The following is a 19288-nucleotide window of genomic DNA, read 5'->3' as shown; positions in this document are numbered from 1 at the left end:
CGAATGCTACCTCAGCAAACAACCATCTTAGGTTTCCTTCGTTATGAGGCATTGCGTAAATCAGGATTACTTGGAAACTATTCTACAGAATGGAATTCCTTAATTGGGACTAAGAGTTTTGATGGCAGTAACGAACAAAAATTTGGAATAATCAAAAACGTCTCTCCAGTTAGCATTTACAATGGCAATAATGATTTCTATCCACTGCGTGACCCAATTAATATGAATACCCATACTTTCCATAATGTGAAAGTTTCCTTTGGGGATAATAGTGAAGACTGGGATGAACTTAATATTTTTCAATTTGGTGAAGCAAACCGATATGATCCTAAAAACCATTCACATTTTAAACTCATATTCTCCGACTTCAACGGAAATAGTCATCCAGCTGAATGTGATGATGTATTGGACTCAGAACAGGAATATGGCTTCATTCTTGCCAATTGGAGTAGTGGCGGGATATTCAGAAAAGACACTCGTCCGGGTATTACAAAAAGTTATAAAGGTACTCCCAATGATGAAGGCTTTTTTGAAACTGAATTTTGGCGAATGCATCCTGACTTTGCCTATAGTTTCACAGCTGATATTGACGACCATAATCTTTTGAAGGCCTCGGATTGGAAAGACACTATTGATATTATTCGTTTTGGTGGAGACCGATCGATTTACAGACTATCAGTAACTGATGGCATTACTAACACAGAAGGAAATTCAGGAACGGTTTTCATATTAATGAGTGATGCCAAGGCAGATAATTCAATTTACAATCATTGTGCAACTGTTGTAACTGATACACAACACTTCCGAAACATGCGAACACAGAGCAAAGCAAATGAAAATTGGAATAAACGACCTGCTGATTTCAACTCACTAAAACAAAATGGCTCTAATGCCCAAGTACTGCTTAAGCATGGTAGTATTTTGATCGCGAAAAATGATAATTTAGCCACTGAGCTGGCAAAAGCTTTAAGTTCAAATTATGCATTTCGAAATATAGGTTACAACCATTTTCAACGATTAAACCAAATTCCAAAAGGACTTATAAAATAATGACCATGTATACACAATTCTATCGTTTAAGAGCCATTACCAATATGCATGTAGGAAGTGGCGAATCCAATTACGGCGTAATTGACAAACTCATTGAGCGTGATGCTGCTAGTGGATTGCCCTGTATCAACAGCAGCGGGTTAAAAGGTGCCATTAAGCAAAAATTTAAGGGAATACCAGGACTGAAAGAAGTTTTCGGCAGTGACCATACAAGAAATGATGGAGTATCTAGTTCTGACTCTGGTGGCGAAGACAAAAATGCCCAACAAGGTTCTTGTAATTTTCTTCCTGCGCATTTGCTGGCTATTCCGCTAAGAACGGATAAAGTCCCTTTCATTCTCGGCGTATCAATAAGTACCGTTAATGCCTACTACCAATTTAGAAAGGATTTAGGGCTAACAGAAAATCCTATTACTATTTCTGCTGAGCACAAGTTTAAAGTTAGCGACGAAATTACTGATGTCGACCTAGGGCAGTCCGGTAAGCGAACCATCGGCAATTTAGAAAAAAATATTGAAACTCAAATAAAGACCTTGCTCGGAACAAAACATCCAGTGGTAGTTTTGGATAATGAGACTTTGATTGAACTTTGCAATGACTTAAATCTGACAGTCATCGCCCGAAATGCACTTGAAGATGGACAGAGTCAGAATCTTTGGTACGAACAGGTTCTTCCAAGAGAATCCATACTTTACTTTCCAGTTATGTGGGATGACGCTTCCAAGAAAAAGACTTTTGATCTTACAAAGGGTACCCTACAAGTCGGCGGCAATGCTTCTGTAGGTTATGGTTTCACCAAAATAACCGAAATACCATGAGTACCATTAGCAAAAAAAGATTTGACTCTTTAATTCCTTTAGCGATAGATGTCATCAATGATATGAAAGCGGAATTTATTATCGGAAGCACTGATCTAGTGTTTACTGCATCTGATGGGACTAAAGAAAAGAGAACTGTAAGGGCTGTTCCAAATGCTTTTCATGGTTACTTCTCATCATTTGGCGCAGATATGATTAACTCCACTCCATTAGCAGCTATTATATTTTTTGAGGAGGCGGACAAAGCTTCTGGAGGAAGAAGCAAAGAGAACAAAGCATTAATTCCAAGATCTATCTTAAACCTTATTAAAAAGGAAAATCCTAACGACCGTGAGGTATGGCCAACTGAATTGAGTAAATACTATTGTCCTGATGACAAATCGTGTATTGTTAAAATTGCAGCTGCAGCTGCAGCTTTGAAGATTGCCCTCCGAACATTTCCAAAATCTTAAATAAGACATTATGAACATTAGCAATCCAGGATTAGCCTTCAATAAAACTGTTTTTAATGAGTTGTCTGCAATGAATAAGTCCCTTTATAAGAAAAACACCTACAATCTCCACCATGCTCTTTTCAATGTTTCATTAGGTGAGAAATGGAAACCACTAGACCTTTCCAGCTTAGACTTAGGTGATACAAATAGACCCTATGTATCATTTAACTTGACTGTGGACTGGCCAGGAATGATGATGGGCCTGGGTTATGGACATGGTGCTAAAACTGGAGCTGACAACAAATCACATCCACACGAAACAGAGGTAAAAACAGGTTTCTATTTTGACTTTACGACTGGCATACCAGTTGTGACTGGTTCTTCAGTTAAGGGTATTCTAAGAAGTCATTTTCCGAATAGAATTAAGTGCAACAAGAACGATCAGGATTGCGAATCTCTCAAAAAAGCAATGACCAATCGGATAATTTCAATTTTAAAGGAAATACTCAATAAAACTTGGGATGCTGAAAAAGTTAATATATTTGAACAAGTTGTATTTGAAGGGAAAGATGAAGTATTTGAAGGAAGTAAGAAAATAATTAATTCAATCCCTTCAACTAATCAAGATATTTTTTTAGAAGCATTTCCATGCAAAGGTGTGAATGCAAAAGTGTTAAACACGAATATTCCAGATGATGTAAACGATGCCTTCTTAGGTGAAGACGTGCTCACACCTCATGACCATCCTTTAAGGAATCCAGTACCCATCAAACATATAAAACTTCTACCCGGAGTAGAAATGAAATTTCAATTCTTATTGAATGATAAAGGAGGACTTACTTCAGGCGAAAAATTAACACTTTTTAAATATTTACTTGAAAATTTTGGAGCAGGTGCAAGAAGGGGTACTGGCTTTGGTCAATTTAAGTTAAGCACTTCTGAACAATCTGTAAACCAGTCCAATTGGTATATAAACTTTTCTCCATTACAGAGTGATAAAGATGAAGTAGGTGATGGTACCAGCAGTGAGGAAGAAATAATAATTAAGCCACCTACAAAACCAGATATTACCAAAGTTCCCGAAAGTGAAAACTGGCCATCCATTTCCTCAGTATATAAAAATGAGAAGATATCAGGATATATTCATGAACTCAAAAGTGGAAACGCTAAAGTCCAACTCTTTGTTAAAGGTCAGTCTGATTTCTTAAATTTACAAGGTTACAAAGGTCTAATAGGTATTGAAGTGGACTTTAAAATTGTAGATACCATTGGATCATTAAAAAATGGGAATTACCAAATATCAAGAATTGAATTATATAAATAATTCTATAAATATCTCTAAATACACACAAGTATAAATTTAATATAATTACTTCTGATATTTATATAATTTGAATTTATAAATTTTATTACTAAATTACTCACATCATGCCAAAAAAATACATCTACACCCGCAACAAAGTCTGTAAAAAAGGAAAACTCGATGGCCGAGGTTGGCGATGGAAACTGTGGCCATTTACGAAAGAAGAATTTCCTGTTCAGCCGGAAGATAATCGGCAGGATCCTGCATTATACGAAATGGAATTGATGAAAGCGGGTGATGACTGGTTGAGTGACCTTGCAACCGAATGGAGCAGCCAAGATAAAAAGTTGAAACCACTTTATTGCGATGCCTTTATTAAAGCACAAGCCTGTGCTATGAATCTGGAGACTGAAAAAGCAGAATTCGATAGCGCTAAAAAGGAATATGATGAAGCCCTGGAAGAATTTGAAGATTTACAAGCACCGGCATTCTCAAAGACTGGTGAATATATACTGATTGCACTTTTAGCAGTTGCTGAATTTTATTTTAATTACATGATCTTTTCAGTCATGGGTTCATCCAAAGTTGAAACCATGATCAGTGCTGCTACCATTAGTATCGCGTTGCCGGTTTCAGCATTCGCATTTGGGCATACGGTTCGAATCGATAATAAAACTCAAACGCAACGCATTTGGGCAACGTTTTTGGTATTGGTGCCCTTTATTGTTTTTGTAGTTATCTCTTTTTTAAGGGAAGCTTTGTTTGAAGTTGCCTGGAGAGATTCAGCATTAAAACTAAGCATTACTCCTTTCCAGGCTACATTAGCCTTTGTTTTTATAAATTTATTAATTTGGTTGATTGCAGCTTTTGTTTCTTACAGAGCTGCTCATAAAGATCCTGAGAAATTCAGAACTTTAAAGTTGCGGTATTTAGGGGCAAAAAAAGTAATGGAAAAATTCGGATCAGATTATGCAACTGCCGTCAAAGAATACGAATTGGCAAGACTGCATTATGAAAAAATAAAACATTTGCGTAAAGAAGAATTTGACCATCATGTATCCATTGGCCGCGATATGATCAAAGTTGTGAAATGGCTGATTTCTGTTTATCGGAACAAGAATCAGGAGGTAAGACGCTCTCAAACCATTCCTGCATGTTTTCAAAAAAGTATTCAGGAACTGATCATGCCGGCAGGTTTATGGGAAAAGGATCTGGACTGGAATTGTGATATCATACCAAACAATCAACCATTGCCTAAACCCAGTGATAATTAAGAAATCTAATTTTATGCATTTGAAATTTAAATATTTTTTTGGATCAGGGCTTTTAATCGTTTTGCTATCACTACTTTCCTGTACTGAAGATAAAAACCAAACCACCACAACCTGGTGCGTTTTATTGGATATGTCCGGGGTAAGACAGGATTTGCAAACACGACAGAGGTATTCTGATAATTTTACAAAACTGATTGAAAAGATCGGAGCTGAAGATGTTCTTGTTGTGGGACTCATTACGGAATCTTCCATCAATGAGCCGGAATACATTGCAAATCATAAATTTTTAAGCTTTAAACCTACAACAGACAATGAATTAATCATGAATATGGAAAAGTCCAAATTTGATTCGGTTTTAAATTTGGAAAAATCTATGATCACCACTAAAGTCCAAAATTTTATCCTTAATAGTGAACGATTAGCAAAAACTACGGATATTATTTCTGCAATTCATGTTGCCGAGAATGTATTCAAAAAAAACACCCATTTGAATAAATATCTGATTCTCTTATCCGACATGGAACAATATTCTGCAGATTACCGGTTTCCGGTGGAAAATCTCAACGATGACCGGAACAAACAAATCATAGAACTTGAACAAAAAAAACCACGAGGCCTGCCCGATCTGACCGGTGTAAAAGTATACGTAGCCGGGGCTAGAAGCAGAGACAGCGACCGCTTCTTCAGAATTAAAAACTTCTGGCTGACCTATTTTGATGCCTGCCATGCTTCTTTAATGAAAGAGGATTATGGTGCTGCCTTGATTCAACTGTAATGGCTACTTATGCTGAAAGACATTTGCTTAAAGGAGAATCGATTCTCCATGAGACCACTTACCATTGGGTTCACTTTATTTCATGGAAGGCTTTAATCTCATTATTTATCATTCCTATAATTCAACAATTGACCGATGAATTCGTGATTACCAACCGGCGCATCATTATCAAGAAGGGTTTGATCAGAATCTGGACATTTGAAATGAGCCTACGTAAAATAGAATCCGTTTTTGTCGATCAAAGTATTTTGGGTCGCATTCTTAATTTTGGTACAGTTACGATAACCGGCAGCGGCGGTACACGAGAAATTTTCATTGTATTTGGCAACCATCTTTGTTCAGAAAGGAATTTATGGAAGCTGAGCTTAATATGAGTGCATAACATCACGATATGTTTGGTACAAGAAAGAAAAGATCGTTAATGGAAAATATGTCTGCCATTGCAAGTATTTTAAGTGCAACAATAGTTTGTGTGCGATTAACATATTTTGGAATTCTACCCATAGAAACGGCTGCTTTGATAATGGTTGCTGTTGTTTTTATGGCAGCCGTTGGGACAACTGTAATGAAGCTTGGTATTTGTGCAGCATCTATCTACCTTTTTGCAAAGTATGTCTCACAGGGCGATGATGCGCAATTTCAGGGTGTCCTGGCTGCTATCCTTGCTTTGATTATTGCATTGATTGGGTTGTATATTATCGTGAGACAAATGTTTCGATGATTGATGATTGAACACAATTAATTTATAAAAATGATTACAAACCATTTAAATTTTGTCGAATAAAAGTGTCTGAATCTACAACACCATCGGAATTGAACATTGCAATTTTAGCTGAATCTCTTCAGGAGTTAGCTGATGCTCTGGAACATTTGTCTCAACTGGTTTTGCTTCAAAAGGAAGCCGATAAGCAAGTGCCCATCAAAGAATTTAGTTTGTTGGTCAGAAATTTCAAGAGTAAACTAAACCAAGCTCCGAATGTAACTCTTCAGGATCATAAGACGCAATGGGCTTCAAAACATAAAAGGAACTTTATCAAAAACTGGTTAAAATCAAAGAATATAAAATTGGTAGGTGCCATTACTTCATTGAAAGCAGACAGCTACTTATTTCAGGCAGTGGATTACCTGGCCTCGCACTTTGGAAACTTGCAGATTTTTTATGAATTATTAAAGGCCAATCAGCGGAACAAAAAGAATTTTACTACACGCACAACCGAAACATCATTGCAATATATTCAAACCTGGTGTGATATGCTCAAACAACATGGGATCATTGATCGCTTTGAAACTAAAAGCAAAAGTGAGCTATTTGTTGATGTTGCGGAGATCCATAAATCAGCAATGTTTATCAATGGATATTGGTTGGAGTTGTTGCTTCGAAGCAAATTATCGTTATTTTTAAAGCAGCGTCTAAATAAAATACAGTCCTTTGATATTTTAAGTCAATTAGCAGTAATCAAACCAGATGGCAAACATACTGAACTTGACCTGATGCTTATGCTCAATGGGCAAATTTATTGGTTTGAATGTAAAAGTGGGGCCATAGGCGAATATTATCAGAAGTTCAACAATCATAGACATTTGCTTGGCATGAATGAACAAAATTCCTTTGTTTTGTTACCTACTTTGGAATCTTCGCAAGTTCTGCATATTTTTGAACGGAGTGGAATGTCCTGTATATCTGCAATTAATTTGATTGAACAATTGGAAACCTTTCTATTAACTCAAGATAGCTACGCTTCATATGAATAACATAAAAACCTTAAAAATTATATACAATCTACCGCTCCGACCGGATGAAATTCCCCACTTTAAAAAGGAGATTCTGCATTTACAGGATCCAACAGAAGATATTTGGCACAATCATCTAGAGGAAATTGATGACCTAAAAAACAATACACAACAAAAGATTATAAAGACAGGGATGGGCAAGGCCAATTATTTGAGGTATCCACTTATCCAATTCAGGTCTGAACTTATTGGCAGGCATTTTTATGCATCTATTTGGGCTGTTGCAAAGGGTGTTAATGTTTTAAATTCATTTGTAAAGAAGAATCCGGAACCTAAAATTAGATGGGGACATTCTAAGATTAAATTAAAACTATTTGAAGAGTTTCAAATTGAAAAGACTAAAGTTAAAATGTTGCCCGGTTTAAATTTTTTGCCCTACACCTTAACCCATTTTTTGCCATTCAATGAAGAAGGTGCCTATAAGCAATTTAAAGCAGAGCAATTTTTTGAAGATAAATTAAGGTTGATAGAAAATAAAATAAAGGATAGCCTTACTCATTTTGCGGAGAGTGTTGAATGGGATTCAGAACATGGTAAGCCATTCAGAGCAAAAGTCATGGATTTTAAAGGATTTCGTACTGCAAAGTATAGGCCAAAACAGAATAATGAAATCCTGACTTATGTTTCTGCCGATCTGATTGCCGGGATCAATGCTTATTTGCCACCTGAAATTTCAATTGGCAGCCTTAAAGCTCTTGGTTTTGGTGTATTGAGGCCCTTACGATCCGTAGATCACGACGACGGATAAAGTTCTTTGAAAGAATGAAATAAAGCTATATGTCTATAAAAACTGCCATAAAGATCAGAGCTAAACGATTCAGTAAAATCGAAACCCTAAGAGATCTTTGCAGTTTGATTCGCAAGCATGAACAGCAAGTGGTGTTGATGGCCCATCAACCACGATATCACCGTTACGAAATTCCAAAATCTAAAGGTGGTTTAAGATTGGTTGAAGATCCCGAAAAGAAACTCAAAATCGTACAAACATTTATCAATGAACATTTGCAGGCTTTTTACAGCCTGATCAGACCTGAATGTGTATATGGTTTTGTGATTAAACGGGAAGCCGGTGAAGACAGGACGATTACCGGGAATGCTATGCAACATTTAGGATGTAATTATTTATTGAATGTGGATCTTAAAGATTTTTTTCATCAGGTAAGTCGTGTCAGGGTGGAAGAAATCTTTAAAATTCATTTCAATCATTTTCATGACGAATTGATTGATATATTGGCCAGATTAACTACCTATCATGATAGATTGCCAATGGGTGCTCCAAGTTCTCCTGTATTATCAAATATGGCCAGCATTGAGATGGATCGTGAATTGATACAATACAGCAAACATACAGGACTTGTATATTCTAGGTACGCAGATGATCTTAGTTTTTCCACTCTTGATTTGATGGAGCCCGAACACTTGGACAACATTAAGAGTATCATATCGCAATGTGGCTTTAACGTGAACCCTCAAAAAATCAAATGGTTTGGACATGAAGATCGAAAGGAAATCACCGGTATTCTGCTCGATGGCAACAGACTTGGCTTGCCGGAATTGTATCTGGAAGGATTGCAGAAAGAATTGATGAGATATAAATCGTACATGGAAGTAGAATCCAGGTATCGGACAGGTGCGAGTGCAAAAAAGTTAAAATTGTTTGAATCAGAATTACGTGGCAAAATAAACTTTGCCTTGACCGTGATGCCCGAAGATCAGGGTGTAGGCAAGCTTTTCGACCAATTTGAAGAAGCCAAAGAAATTATGCAAGATTTTGAATCTGTAAGCTGGTTGGATCTTCCATACGAATTTTTTTAATTCAAATTATGCATCTTTTTATAGAACAATATGGAGTTAGATTGGAATTAGAAGACGGTATGCTCAAAATATCAGGTACGGATGGAGTGCGATATGCCAGTTTTTTAAAATTGAACAGCATCAATATCCTTAAAAACGGGATCATCAGCACAGCAGTATTAGGTATGGCTGCTGAATTCGAAGTGCCAGTAATGATTTATGATGCAACCGGAAGGGTGGATGCCTGGACCTGGAGTCACAAATATGGGAGCATAGCTTTGTTGCGTAAAAGCCAGGTGTATTATAGTGATTCCAAATTTGAATGGAATGGGTAAGACAATTGTTGGAATTGAAATTAATACATCAGCAGCAAAACCTACGCTGGTTGATAAATAGATTTAGTTCAACTGCCCACTTCGCAAAAACCGCATTGGATCGTATGGATCGGTCAAGAACCAGACTTCAACAGGAAAATGATTACGATGTATTCAGAGGTATTGAAGGGAGTGCATCTAAATGGTATTGGGCGGCGGTCGCATTAAGTTTAAAGAAGCATACGGAATTTGATGGAAGAGTCAAAAGAGGACCTAAAGACTTGTTCAACAAAGGACTGAATTATGTATATGGAATTACTTATGGCATCATTGAATCGAGTCTGCTTATGTGTGGCTTGGATCCATACATTGGTTTTTTTCATGTAATTCAATATGACAAACCCACTTTGGCTTATGATCAAATTGAACCATTCCGGCCATGGGCAGATCGAATTCTGATTCAAATGTTTATGCAAAAAATGATTACAGATGAGGATGTGGAGGAAGAAACAGGACTATTAACCAGTGATTGCAGAAAAAAGATTATCCAATATTATTATAAAGTTATGCATGAACGTAGTTTATTGAATGGGAAGAAAATCAAAAGAATTGATCATATTCACTATTTAAGTCAGACACTTGCACAGCAAATCCGGAATTATGATTATAAGAATGATCATTTATGATATTGAATCAGATCCATTAAGGACGAAGTTCTCGAAAAAACTGGAAGCATTAGGATTTATCCGGATGCAATATTCAGTTTTCTGCGGTAGCCATCCTGATCATCAATGGAAATATTGTAAAGAACAGATCGATAAGGTATTATCCAAAAAAATGGGGGATCATGACAAAGTGGATATTTTGAGACTGGGAAAAATACAACTAAAAAAGATGGATAGTCTTGGTTTGGCTGCAGATTTTGAATATATATTGAGCCCACCGGACGTACTTTGGATATGACAAACGAAAAGAAAATTATGAATCAAATTGGATAAAATTGCTTAAATTTAAGCTATGAAAGCAGTAATTCAGGCAAAGGCACGAATTTGGGCAACGAAAACAAACAGCACTATAAACTGTAATACAGACAGTTATATTAATACTGCTGTCGAAGCAATAAGAAAATAAATCGCTTACTGAGACTTTATCATTAGGTTTTGGCCTTATTAAAGAAGGTCGAAGCAATAAGAAAATAAATCGCTTACTGAGACAATTAGTAATGTTGTTAGGAAAAACTCATTAAGTCGAAGCAATAAGAAAATAAATCGCTTACTGAGACCTGTTCGTAAGTGGCGATGCGCCCTTTTCGCTTGTCGAAGCAATAAGAAAATAAATCGCTTACTGAGACATATAAAATCGGTTTGTTGGCATTTAATGCAGGTCGTCGAAGCAATAAGAAAATAAATCGCTTACTGAGACTTTCGATTCTTTCGAGTGGCACGTAATCGCCTGTCGAAGCAATAAGAAAATAAATCGCTTACTGAGACATAATCGGTTCCGGTGTTCCAACCGGGATAATCGTCGAAGCAATAAGAAAATAAATCGCTTACTGAGACGTATAACACTGGATTATTGGTTTACTTTGAGTAAGTCGAAGCAATAAGAAAATAAATCGCTTACTGAGACAGAATCCAGATACCCTTTAAGTATTTTTCCCTGTCGAAGCAATAAGAAAATAAATCGCTTACTGAGACTCATTCGTTTTAAATAACAGCGAATACGGCAAAGTCGAAGCAATAAGAAAATAAATCGCTTACTGAGACTTATTCCGCAAGTTTTCCTATAAGAACAAAATCGTCGAAGCAATAAGAAAATAAATCGCTTACTGAGACTTAATTGAATCAGAACCCCCACCGCTTAATGTAGTCGAAGCAATAAGAAAATAAATCGCTTACTGAGACATTTCTTTTGAGCTTTCATTACTTTAATGATTGGTCGAAGCAATAAGAAAATAAATCGCTTACTGAGACCGTTGCTGAGTTCGACAGCTCAAGTACCTTTTTGTCGAAGCAATAAGAAAATAAATCGCTTACTGAGACAAGTAGCCCCAGCTTTGGCCATCGATACCGTGGGTCGAAGCAATAAGAAAATAAATCGCTTACTGAGACGCTATGATCCCCATTGGGGATGATGGCATCTCGGTCGAAGCAATAAGAAAATAAATCGCTTACTGAGACAAAATATGTTCGGTTGTTTATGATCTTGCACCCCGTCGAAGCAATAAGAAAATAAATCGCTTACTGAGACCCATAGTTTCCACTTCACAACGCTTGCAATCTTGTCGAAGCAATAAGAAAATAAATCGCTTACTGAGACTAAATATTTAGAAATCCAAATTCCTCCACTAAGTCGAAGCAATAAGAAAATAAATCGCTTACTGAGACTACGGCTAATTGCAAGGCCGGGTATTTGGATTACGTCGAAGCAATAAGAAAATAAATCGCTTACTGAGACTCTGGATATAGCCAGTCCTGGGATTTGGATTACGTCGAAGCAATAAGAAAATAAATCGCTTACTGAGACAAAATAATGTTTAATTGATTGAACAAGCTCATGTCGAAGCAATAAGAAAATAAATCGCTTACTGAGACAAGAATCCGGCAACTGCCACAACAAGCCCAATGGTCGAAGCAATAAGAAAATAAATCGCTTACTGAGACAATGAGACCAAGATAGAACTTTGCAGATTCAAGTCGAAGCAATAAGAAAATAAATCGCTTACTGAGACATCGGTTTGCCGCTGTTTAATGCCGGCCCGAAGTCGAAGCAATAAGAAAATAAATCGCTTACTGAGACAATCAGTAGTCACCCACTGATTCGCACTTATGTGTCGAAGCAATAAGAAAATAAATCGCTTACTGAGACAGCAAAGAACAAACCGTACTTGACTCAAAGAATGTCGAAGCAATAAGAAAATAAATCGCTTACTGAGACTTTGACAAACTTTGGAGGAATGATTCTCGGTATGTCGAAGCAATAAGAAAATAAATCGCTTACTGAGACACTACCTTTGGATTCTATGTAAAAGTCTCCAATGGTCGAAGCAATAAGAAAATAAATCGCTTACTGAGACTTTGGTTAAAGTAATAAAAAACATTACCAGAATAGTCGAAGCAATAAGAAAATAAATCGCTTACTGAGACTCTGTGGGGTTATAAATATAACCAGCATCTTTTAGTCGAAGCAATAAGAAAATAAATCGCTTACTGAGACAATCCTAAGGTCAGGCGCATTACCTGAAACACTGTCGAAGCAATAAGAAAATAAATCGCTTACTGAGACTATTTTTTAATGGATAAGTGCAAATGCACGTATCTGTCGAAGCAATAAGAAAATAAATCGCTTACTGAGACTTTCTAAGCCAATTACCAATAGATCCTGTTCTCGTCGAAGCAATAAGAAAATAAATCGCTTACTGAGACATGAATCGCCCTTCGATACCCGAAATGGGATCATGTCGAAGCAATAAGAAAATAAATCGCTTACTGAGACTAACTCCCAAGGCATTCCAGCCATTACATCACATGTCGAAGCAATAAGAAAATAAATCGCTTACTGAGACCAAAGGGTCATTGGGTCGAGGGTTGCGATTTGGGTCGAAGCAATAAGAAAATAAATCGCTTACTGAGACATTCCTTGTTGTGGTATATATTGTATTAATATAGTCGAAGCAATAAGAAAATAAATCGCTTACTGAGACTAGAAATGAGCAGTAAGAGATGGCATTGGAGATTGTCGAAGCAATAAGAAAATAAATCGCTTACTGAGACATGAAAATTCCTAAGACATGACCCGCGTTATAGTCGAAGCAATAAGAAAATAAATCGCTTACTGAGACATTTCTTGAAGAACTTCACCAATTTCACGAGGAGTCGAAGCAATAAGAAAATAAATCGCTTACTGAGACATTCTCACTTGACGAACAGTGCCTGTTTGGTTTGTCGAAGCAATAAGAAAATAAATCGCTTACTGAGACTCAACGAACACGAACTTCGCGCTTTTGATGATAAGTCGAAGCAATAAGAAAATAAATCGCTTACTGAGACTTAAAGCTTTGCGCCTTAAAGCAATTTTTGTACGTCGAAGCAATAAGAAAATAAATCGCTTACTGAGACCGTTGCTTGTCTTTTGACAGCCTTCGAGCTGTATGTCGAAGCAATAAGAAAATAAATCGCTTACTGAGACAGGTGTCGATTTGCCAAGAGCCGTCCTCCCTAGGGTCGAAGCAATAAGAAAATAAATCGCTTACTGAGACCGTCCAAGACTGTCTTGGATAACTATTGCACTAAGTCGAAGCAATAAGAAAATAAATCGCTTACTGAGACATCTTTTGAGCACGTAGCTCGTAATAATTTTTGTCGAAGCAATAAGAAAATAAATCGCTTACTGAGACAGATTGTAAGACAACTTTCCCGTTTCTAGCCGACTGTCGAAGCAATAAGAAAATAAATCGCTTACTGAGACAAGTCGCACTTGATCTTCAGTTGGTCTTGTGAAGTCGAAGCAATAAGAAAATAAATCGCTTACTGAGACCTGTTCAATGGTAATGCCTATCTTTAAATGTATTGTCGAAGCAATAAGAAAATAAATCGCTTACTGAGACATTGTAGGAATTTGCTAGCCCAAACTTGCCCTTTGTCGAAGCAATAAGAAAATAAATCGCTTACTGAGACGAATTTGCATCTTGCCCAGTCTCGTTTCTCCTTGTCGAAGCAATAAGAAAATAAATCGCTTACTGAGACTATGCTGAACATTTTCAGTAATATTATACTGAAGTCGAAGCAATAAGAAAATAAATCGCTTACTGAGACAGTAAATGTTGTTTGGCAGATTTCTACTACTTTAGTCGAAGCAATAAGAAAATAAATCGCTTACTGAGACACTTTAATTTCTGCCTTAAGAATCTCCACCAGAGTCGAAGCAATAAGAAAATAAATCGCTTACTGAGACACTTCAAGGTTAAGAATGAGGTCTTGAGCATAGTCGAAGCAATAAGAAAATAAATCGCTTACTGAGACTTGTGAAGCCCAAGCTTGATTCTTGGAATTTAGGTCGAAGCAATAAGAAAATAAATCGCTTACTGAGACTATATCTTTGAGTTTTGGTCTTCGGCTTGCTCGTCGAAGCAATAAGAAAATAAATCGCTTACTGAGACACCTTTCACGTGTTCAACGTAACTCTGCTCTCCGTCGAAGCAATAAGAAAATAAATCGCTTACTGAGACTGTTCCAACTGCGGTTATGTTATAACCTTGTTGTGTCGAAGCAATAAGAAAATAAATCGCTTACTGAGACTCCCCATGACTGATTCTCTACGCCATGGTCCTCGTCGAAGCAATAAGAAAATAAATCGCTTACTGAGACAGAAGAAGCTGTAATGATGCATAAAAATCCTACAGTCGAAGCAATAAGAAAATAAATCGCTTACTGAGACACATCTTTATGCACTGGTTTTTTCAAACCACATGTCGAAGCAATAAGAAAATAAATCGCTTACTGAGACCTTATAGTGTTTATCACTACACTCTTCTCGAATCGTCGAAGCAATAAGAAAATAAATCGCTTACTGAGACTGAGCGTCCAAACTGTAATCTTTTGCCACGTGCTATTACGTGGCATTTTGTCGAAGCAATAAGAAAATAAATCGCTTACTGAGACAATGAGACCAAGATAGAACTTTGCAGATTCAAGTCGAAGCAATAAGAAAATAAATCGCTTACTGAGACATCGGTTTGCCGCTGTTTAATGCCGGCCCGAAGTCGAAGCAATAAGAAAAATAAATCGCTTACTGAGACAATCAGTAGTCACCCACTGATTCGCACTTATGTGTCGAAGCAATAAGAAAATAAATCGCTTACTGAGACAGCAAAGAACAAACCGTACTTGACTCAAAGAATGTCGAAGCAATAAGAAAATAAATCGCTTACTGAGACTTTGACAAACTTTGGAGGAATGATTCTCGGTATGTCGAAGCAATAAGAAAATAAATCGCTTACTGAGACACTACCTTTGGATTCTATGTAAAAGTCTCCAATGGTCGAAGCAATAAGAAAATAAATCGCTTACTGAGACTTTGGTTAAAGTAATAAAAAACATTACCAGAATAGTCGAAGCAATAAGAAAATAAATCGCTTACTGAGACTCTGTGGGGTTATAAATATAACCAGCATCTTTTAGTCGAAGCAATAAGAAAATAAATCGCTTACTGAGACAATCCTAAGGTCAGGCGCATTACCTGAAACACTGTCGAAGCAATAAGAAAATAAATCGCTTACTGAGACTATTTTTAATGGATAAGTGCAAATGCACGTATCTGTCGAAGCAATAAGAAAATAAATCGCTTACTGAGACTTTCTAAGCCAATTACCAATAGATCCTGTTCTCGTCGAAGCAATAAGAAAATAAATCGCTTACTGAGACATGAATCGCCCTTCGATACCCGAAATGGGATCATGTCGAAGCAATAAGAAAATAAATCGCTTACTGAGACTAACTCCCAAGGCATTCCAGCCATTACATCACATGTCGAAGCAATAAGAAAATAAATCGCTTACTGAGACCAAAGGGTCATTGGGTCGAGGGTTGCGATTTGGGTCGAAGCAATAAGAAAATAAATCGCTTACTGAGACATTCCTTGTTGTGGTATATATTGTATTAATATAGTCGAAGCAATAAGAAAATAAATCGCTTACTGAGACTAGAAATGAGCAGTAAGAGATGGCATTGGAGATTGTCGAAGCAATAAGAAAATAAATCGCTTACTGAGACATGAAAATTCCTAAGACATGACCCGCGTTATAGTCGAAGCAATAAGAAAATAAATCGCTTACTGAGACATTTCTTGAAGAACTTCACCAATTTCACGAGGAGTCGAAGCAATAAGAAAATAAATCGCTTACTGAGACATTCTCACTTGACGAACAGTGCCTGTTTGGTTTGTCGAAGCAATAAGAAAATAAATCGCTTACTGAGACTCAACGAACACGAACTTCGCGCTTTTGATGATAAGTCGAAGCAATAAGAAAATAAATCGCTTACTGAGACTTAAAGCTTTGCGCCTTAAAGCAATTTTTGTACGTCGAAGCAATAAGAAAATAAATCGCTTACTGAGACCGTTGCTTGTCTTTTGACAGCCTTCGAGCTGTATGTCGAAGCAATAAGAAAATAAATCGCTTACTGAGACAGGTGTCGATTTGCCAAGAGCCGTCCTCCCTAGGGTCGAAGCAATAAGAAAATAAATCGCTTACTGAGACCGTCCAAGACTGTCTTGGATAACTATTGCACTAAGTCGAAGCAATAAGAAAATAAATCGCTTACTGAGACATCTTTTGAGCACGTAGCTCGTAATAATTTTTGTCGAAGCAATAAGAAAATAAATCGCTTACTGAGACAGATTGTAAGACAACTTTCCCGTTTCTAGCCGACTGTCGAAGCAATAAGAAAATAAATCGCTTACTGAGACAAGTCGCACTTGATCTTCAGTTGGTCTTGTGAAGTCGAAGCAATAAGAAAATAAATCGCTTACTGAGACCTGTTCAATGGTAATGCCTATCTTTAAATGTATTGTCGAAGCAATAAGAAAATAAATCGCTTACTGAGACATTGTAGGAATTTGCTAGCCCAAACTTGCCCTTTGTCGAAGCAATAAGAAAATAAATCGCTTACTGAGACTATGCTGAACATTTTCAGTAATATTATACTGAAGTCGAAGCAATAAGAAAATAAATCGCTTACTGAGACAGTAAATGTTGTTTGGCAGATTTCTACTACTTTAGTCGAAGCAATAAGAAAATAAATCGCTTACTGAGACACTTTAATTTCTGCCTTAAGAATCTCCACCAGAGTCGAAGCAATAAGAAAATAAATCGCTTACTGAGACACTTCAAGGTTAAGAATGAGGTCTTGAGCATAGTCGAAGCAATAAGAAAATAAATCGCTTACTGAGACTTGTGAAGCCCAAGCTTGATTCTTGGAATTTAGGTCGAAGCAATAAGAAAATAAATCGCTTACTGAGACTATATCTTTGAGTTTTGGTCTTCGGCTTGCTCGTCGAAGCAATAAGAAAATAAATCGCTTACTGAGACACCTTTCACGTGTTCAACGTAACTCTGCTCTCCGTCGAAGCAATAAGAAAATAAATCGCTTACTGAGACTGTTCCAACTGCGGTTATGTTATAACCTTGTTGTGTCGAAGCAATAAGAAAATAAATCGCTTACTGAGACTCCCCATGACTGATTCTCTACGCCATGGTCCTCGTCGAAGCAATAAGAAAATAAATCGCTTACTGAGACAGAAGAAGCTGTAATGATGCATAAAAATCCTACAGTCGAAGCAATAAGAAAATAAATCGCTTACTGAGACACATCTTTATGCACTGGTTTTTCAAACCACATGTCGAAGCAATAAGAAAATAAATCGCTTACTGAGACCTTATAGTGTTTATCACTACACTCTTCTCGAATCGTCGAAGCAATAAGAAAATAAATCGCTTACTGAGACTGAGCGTCCAAACTGTAATCTTTTGCCACGTGCTATTACGTGGCATTTTGTCGAAGCAATAAGAAAATAAATCGCTTACTGAGACTACAGCACCCTCACGGGTTTCCACGAGTTTCCAGTCGAAGCAATAAGAAAATAAATCGCTTACTGAGACCAATATCGACAGCTTGTTGAACCCGCAAAAGAGGTCGAAGCAATAAGAAAATAAATCGCTTACTGAGACAGAATCATTTACGGGCTTGCCTTGTTCCGCTTTGTCGAAGCAATAAGAAAATAAATCGCTTACTGAGACTTCATCCAATGTTTTTTGGGTCATCGGATTCATGTCGAAGCAATAAGAAAATAAATCGCTTACTGAGACTACATTCAAATCATCATTACCTCTGGGTTTGTTCGTCGAAGCAATAAGAAAATAAATCGCTTACTGAGACTCTTCCAACATTTTATCAAAATCGTTTTGGACAAGTCGAAGCAATAAGAAAATAAATCGCTTACTGAGACAGAGAATTACGGTTTATTGCAGTTAATGCAATTTGGTCGAAGCAATAAGAAAATAAATCGCTTACTGAGACACTCATGAGCACAACTGTCATTACTGTTGCCAGAGTCGAAGCAATAAGAAAATAAATCGCTTACTGAGACTTTAAGATACTCAAGGTAAATTCTTCTTTCTCAGTCGAAGCAATAAGAAAATAAATCGCTTACTGAGACCCAAAACTTCGTGACGGTAAAAACCGTTGAAGATTGTCGAAGCAATAAGAAAATAAATCGCTTACTGAGACTTTTTCTATTATTAACTCTTCCCCATCGCATTGTCGAAGCAATAAGAAAATAAATCGCTTACTGAGACTCTTCACCTTCACCAATTGGCATTTCAGCGACAAGTCGAAGCAATAAGAAAATAAATCGCTTACTGAGACCTTCCATGTCTCCAAAGGAGAATTCTGCTTCAAGTCGAAGCAATAAGAAAATAAATCGCTTACTGAGACTGAAAGGTCCTTTGCACTTGTCGCTTCATATACGTCGAAGCAATAAGAAAATAAATCGCTTACTGAGACTGTTTTCAAAATCTCTATAAGTTCATCGTTCTTGGTCGAAGCAATAAGAAAATAAATCGCTTACTGAGACCCTTGTGTAATTCTCCGGTGTAATTGTCATTGTGTCGAAGCAATAAGAAAATAAATCGCTTACTGAGACAAGATTTTGATTTGTTCGGGGGTTGTGATTTCAGTC

At 36.9% G+C, this 19288-nt stretch carries 14 protein-coding genes and 1 CRISPR repeat array (1 of these 15 running past the window's edge); all 14 genes read left to right on the top strand.

The window, feature by feature from the left end; translation table 11 throughout:
* The first annotated feature begins 3 nt into the window (after positions 1–3).
* Positions 4–1050 (top strand): hypothetical protein, encoded by a 1047-nt coding sequence (locus IPM92_02695; protein ID MBK9107303.1) that lies wholly within the window; start codon positions 4–6, stop codon positions 1048–1050.
* Positions 1051–1055: 5 nt separating this feature from the next.
* Complete coding sequence (gene cmr4 / locus IPM92_02690; protein ID MBK9107302.1) at positions 1056–1868, top strand: type III-B CRISPR module RAMP protein Cmr4; 813 nt, start codon at positions 1056–1058, stop codon at positions 1866–1868.
* Positions 1865–2320 carry a hypothetical protein gene (locus tag IPM92_02685; GenBank protein MBK9107301.1) on the top strand — a complete coding sequence of 152 codons (456 nt, stop codon included), beginning with the start codon at positions 1865–1867 and terminating at the stop codon, positions 2318–2320. Before cmr4 ends, IPM92_02685 begins: the two co-directional genes overlap by 4 nt.
* 10 nt (positions 2321–2330) lie before the next feature.
* Complete coding sequence (gene cmr6, locus IPM92_02680) at positions 2331–3626, top strand: type III-B CRISPR module RAMP protein Cmr6 (GenBank protein ID MBK9107300.1); 1296 nt, start codon at positions 2331–2333, stop codon at positions 3624–3626.
* A 104-nt stretch (positions 3627–3730) separates the two neighbouring features.
* A complete protein-coding gene (locus tag IPM92_02675) occupies positions 3731–4879 on the top strand; it encodes a hypothetical protein (protein ID MBK9107299.1) in 1149 nt (382 codons plus the stop codon).
* Positions 4880–4892: 13 nt separating this feature from the next.
* The gene (locus tag IPM92_02670; protein MBK9107298.1) at positions 4893–5654 is read left to right on the top strand and encodes a hypothetical protein; all 762 of its coding nucleotides are present in this window, start codon (positions 4893–4895) and stop codon (positions 5652–5654) included.
* On the top strand, positions 5654–6028 hold the full coding sequence (locus IPM92_02665) for a PH domain-containing protein (GenBank protein ID MBK9107297.1): 375 nt from the start codon (positions 5654–5656) through the stop codon (positions 6026–6028). Before IPM92_02670 ends, IPM92_02665 begins: the two co-directional genes overlap by 1 nt.
* A gap of 17 nt (positions 6029–6045) precedes the next feature.
* Positions 6046–6375 (top strand): hypothetical protein, encoded by a 330-nt coding sequence (locus IPM92_02660; GenBank protein MBK9107296.1) that lies wholly within the window; start codon positions 6046–6048, stop codon positions 6373–6375.
* Positions 6376–6440: 65 nt separating this feature from the next.
* Positions 6441–7406, top strand: coding sequence for a hypothetical protein (locus IPM92_02655; protein ID MBK9107295.1), 966 nt, complete (start codon positions 6441–6443; stop codon positions 7404–7406).
* A complete protein-coding gene (locus tag IPM92_02650; GenBank protein ID MBK9107294.1) occupies positions 7399–8193 on the top strand; it encodes a hypothetical protein in 795 nt (264 codons plus the stop codon). The genes IPM92_02655 and IPM92_02650 overlap by 8 nt, the downstream gene beginning before the upstream one ends.
* 29 nt (positions 8194–8222) lie before the next feature.
* Entirely contained in the window at positions 8223–9260 is a 1038-nt protein-coding gene (locus IPM92_02645) for an RNA-directed DNA polymerase (GenBank protein MBK9107293.1), read from the top strand.
* An 8-nt stretch (positions 9261–9268) separates the two neighbouring features.
* The gene (locus IPM92_02640; protein ID MBK9107292.1) at positions 9269–9574 is read left to right on the top strand and encodes a CRISPR-associated endonuclease Cas1; all 306 of its coding nucleotides are present in this window, start codon (positions 9269–9271) and stop codon (positions 9572–9574) included.
* Positions 9562–10239, top strand: a complete 678-nt coding sequence (gene cas1, locus IPM92_02635; protein ID MBK9107291.1) for a CRISPR-associated endonuclease Cas1 — start codon at positions 9562–9564, stop codon at positions 10237–10239. Before IPM92_02640 ends, cas1 begins: the two co-directional genes overlap by 13 nt.
* The gene (gene cas2, locus IPM92_02630) at positions 10214–10516 is read left to right on the top strand and encodes a CRISPR-associated endonuclease Cas2 (protein MBK9107290.1); all 303 of its coding nucleotides are present in this window, start codon (positions 10214–10216) and stop codon (positions 10514–10516) included. Before cas1 ends, cas2 begins: the two co-directional genes overlap by 26 nt.
* A gap of 147 nt (positions 10517–10663) precedes the next feature.
* Positions 10664–19288: direct repeats of the CRISPR family, unit length 36 nt; unit sequence GTCGAAGCAATAAGAAAATAAATCGCTTACTGAGAC (it continues 33 nt past the right edge of the window).

The sequence above is a fragment of the Saprospiraceae bacterium genome (genome assembly GCA_016719615.1).
Taxonomy (GTDB): Bacteria; Bacteroidota; Bacteroidia; order Chitinophagales; family Saprospiraceae; genus Vicinibacter.
The sequence above is the reverse complement of the archived record's forward strand: the minus strand, read 5'-3'. Positions and strand labels throughout refer to the sequence as shown.